This window comes from Pedobacter sp. HMWF019 (genome assembly GCF_003061025.1).
Lineage (GTDB): Bacteria > Bacteroidota > Bacteroidia > Sphingobacteriales > Sphingobacteriaceae > Pedobacter.
Genome location: NZ_QAIL01000557.1, coordinates 1 through 3,492, shown reverse-complemented (window position 1 = coordinate 3,492; position 3,492 = coordinate 1). Strand labels below are relative to the sequence as shown.

Here is a 3,492-nt window from a genome sequence, read left to right as displayed (position 1 = left end):
ACGCAACATTTGTATAAATATTATATTTTTATTTAAATTCTATTTGAAAGAATTTAATATTGTCTTACATTTAAATTTAATTTTGTTGAGTGAATTAACAGATCAACAGAATTAAATTTTGACATACCAAATTAACGCGCCTTTTGAATTGTTTTATGAAAGCAATCTTCTCCATCACTGGTTTATTTTCTGTTCATAGTGAAATACTTCGCCCGTTAAATTTCCATCGGCATATTCGTTTTATTCATTACACATATCAAAATCAAATTTTATGGATCCTATACTAGGAACAATTATCATTTTCGCGGGTAATTTTGCCCCACGGGGCTGGATGCTTTGCTGGGGCCAGCTTCTCCCAATTTCACAGAATCAGGCACTCTTTTCCATTTTGGGCACCTTTTATGGTGGAGATGGAGTTACCACATTCGCATTACCCGACCTCAGGGGAAGAGTACCTGTTGGACAAGGCCAAGGACCTGGGCTTTCCAATTACGTTTTAGGGGAAAAAACGGGCACAGAAAACATGACCTTAACCATCAATCAAATGCCTATACATACGCATGTTGCAACAACTGCGATGAAAGTAAGCAGTCAGCAGGGTGACCAGGTAACACCAGTAGCAGCCAGCTCTATTTCAGCGGTTAAAGACATTAATGGTGATCCAGCCAAGGGTTTTAGTTCGCAGAGTCCAGACGTAGGCTTAACAAATGCCGTCACAAATACAAATGGAATGACCGGTGGCAGTATGCCTTTCTCCCTTCTCCAACCGATTCTTGGTGTGAACTATATCATTGCCATGCAAGGTCTTTACCCATCAAGGAATTAATTCAAAAGATACAAGTCCATGAAACAGTCATCTTCATTACGTCTCATTCTCACCACATTTTTATTAATTGTTCTTTGCTCTTTAAGAACTTTTGCGCAACTCAGTCCGGGAGACATCGCAATTGTCGGCTTTAATTCCGATACTGAACCCGATGAACTCGCCTTGGTCACCCTGGCCAGTATTCCTTCAGGCCAGGTCATTAAAATAACCGACAGGGCATGGACCGGGTCAAATGCATTTGATATGAGCAATACTACGGCCGAAGGGCTGCTAACATGGACTACAACCTCGGTTATTCCTGCCGGGACCTTGCTTAAACTCACTATTGCCGCAGGTGGGGGTACCGGAGGTACCCTAACCTCTTACGGAACAGTAAGTCATTCTGGCTGGACAGATTTTGCAGTTGCCAGCGGAGGAGACAATTGGTTCATTTATACCGGAACGGAAGCCTCTCCTACTTTTATTTATGGCTTTGCAAACTGGTCAACAGATGCTGCCGGGGGAGGGAACTGGTTAAGTTCTGGAACGCCTTCTACAACCACCTCTTATAAACCATCTGGCCTTACTTCAGGAAGTACCGCTGTGGCCCTAACCGGCATGGCATTGCATGGAGACAATACGGTTTACACCGGTATTATCAGTGGCACCAAAGCACAAATCCTCGCTGCTATAGGAACAACAAGTTCCTGGCAAAGCAGTGAAGACACACCAAAAAATCTAAATCCGGGAGGTACCATATTTACACATCCAAACCCCTCCTTTACCATTACCACATCCGGTGTAATTTTATCCACCGCACCAACGCTTACTTTTTCAAATGCAACTGGTTTTGGAGACCATATCGCACAAGATGGAGATGGGGGCTCTGTAACCATAACCGATCTTGACCTTCAAACCTACCCGATCAACAGCTCCGCTGTGCTGTTAACCGCAGATCCGCTGCAATATCATGATTCAAGCCAACAGGGCTGGACATCATATCCTCCTATTATTACCTACGGTGATATCAACCCCAATTATGGTTGGACTATTAAATCTTTAGGCGGAACTAATTTCTCCCTTGAATCTTTAAATTTCATGGATTGGGGCGATGAAACTCCTGGAATCGTGTTCAAAATAGAAGGTTTTGATGGAGGTGTTTCCAAAGGCTCATTTACTTTCCCCGGAAACACAAGTGTCGCGTATATTCCACTTTCACAGACTTCAGGCAACGCCGCCTTTAAATTGCCTGCATTTTTTAAAAATATTGATGAAGTGAGGCTTTCCCGTGCAGACGGGGCAGGTGCTTACATTGCCTTAAATGACATTAAGGTAAATACACCCTCAGTTGTATTAAGTAATAATGCAGATTTAAATAACCTAGTTTTAAGTTCTGGGGCATTAACACCGGTTTTTGCAGCCGGAACACTAGCTTATACGGCAAGCGTACCTAACTCCACTGCAAGCGTAACCATAACCCCTACCGTTGCAGAGAGTCATGCAACCATAAAAGTAAACGGAACTACGGTGGCCAGCGGAGCAGCTTCCGGAGCCATAGCACTTGCCGTTGGCACCAACACAATTACAACAATTGTAACCCCACAAGATGGCTCTACAACCAAAACCTATACCATTACCATTACCAAAGCTGCACCCACTGTTATTGCCCTTACACCCTCAACTTTAACAAATCCACAAATTGGTGTTGCTTATAGTAAAACTTTAACTTCATCAGGAGGAACATCTCCATACGCTTATACTGTAACAGCAGGAACTTTGCCCACCGGCCTGAACTTTTCTCCTGGTGGAGTACTGAGTGGTACGCCTACAGCCTCTGGTACATTCAATTTTACCATCACAAGTACGGATGCCAACTCCTTCACAGGATCGCAAGCTTATACTGTAATAGCGCTAATACCTGTAATTACAGTTAATCCGACCAGCCTTCCAAATGGAAGTCTGAACACCGTATACAGCCAAACAATAACGGCATCTGGAGGAACAATTCCTTATTCCTACAGCGTATCTACAGGAAGTTTACCCCCGGGGATCGACTTATTTGCCGGAACCCTTTCTGGCACGCCAACTGCCGCCGGGGATTATAATTTTGTTTTAACAGCAACAGATGCTTCTACCGGAACTGGCAGCCCTTTTACAGGCAGCAATTCTTATAGCCTGACCATTACGAAACAAACGCAAAACATTACCTTAGCAACAACTGCCTCAGCCGTTTACGGAACACCTGACTTTGATCCTGGGGCAACCAGCACAAGTCTCCTTCCTGTTACCTACAGCACAAGTGATCCTGCAATTGCTACAGTTATCGCCGGAAAAATTCATATTGTTGGGAAAGGTACAGTAACTGTTTATGCGGATCAGGCAGGCAACAATCAGTACCTTGCTGCACCACAAGTATCTCAAACTTTAACCATCACTGCAAAACCAATCACGGTAACTGCAACGGCTGGTCAAAGCAAAGTATATGGTGCATCAGATCCAACATTCGCTTACACCATTACTAATGGAAGTCCGCTTTTAACCGGAGATGCCTTTACAGGAACCCTGGAAAGAGCTGCCGGTGAGAACATCGGAACTACCTATGCCATCAATCAGGGTACGCTAAGCGCAGGTGATAACTACACCATTACATTTGTTCCAAATAACTTTGCCATCACTGCAAAACCAAT

2 protein-coding genes are annotated in these 3,492 nt (G+C 43.9%); both read left to right on the top strand.

Annotation, left to right across the window (positions count from 1 at the left end):
• The first annotated feature begins 271 nt into the window (after positions 1–271).
• Positions 272–826, top strand: a complete 555-nt coding sequence (locus tag DBR11_RS27200) for a phage tail protein (RefSeq protein WP_108555690.1) — start codon at positions 272–274, stop codon at positions 824–826.
• An 18-nt stretch (positions 827–844) separates the two neighbouring features.
• Positions 845–3,492 (top strand): putative Ig domain-containing protein (locus DBR11_RS27195; protein ID WP_146186687.1); only part of this gene is annotated, 2,648 nt, incomplete at its 3' end.

Excerpts from the sequence above, each read along its gene's own strand:
- DBR11_RS27200 (WP_108555690.1), top strand. The coding sequence starts at position 272 with ATGGATCCTATACTAGGAACAATTATCATTTTCGCGGGTAATTTTGCC.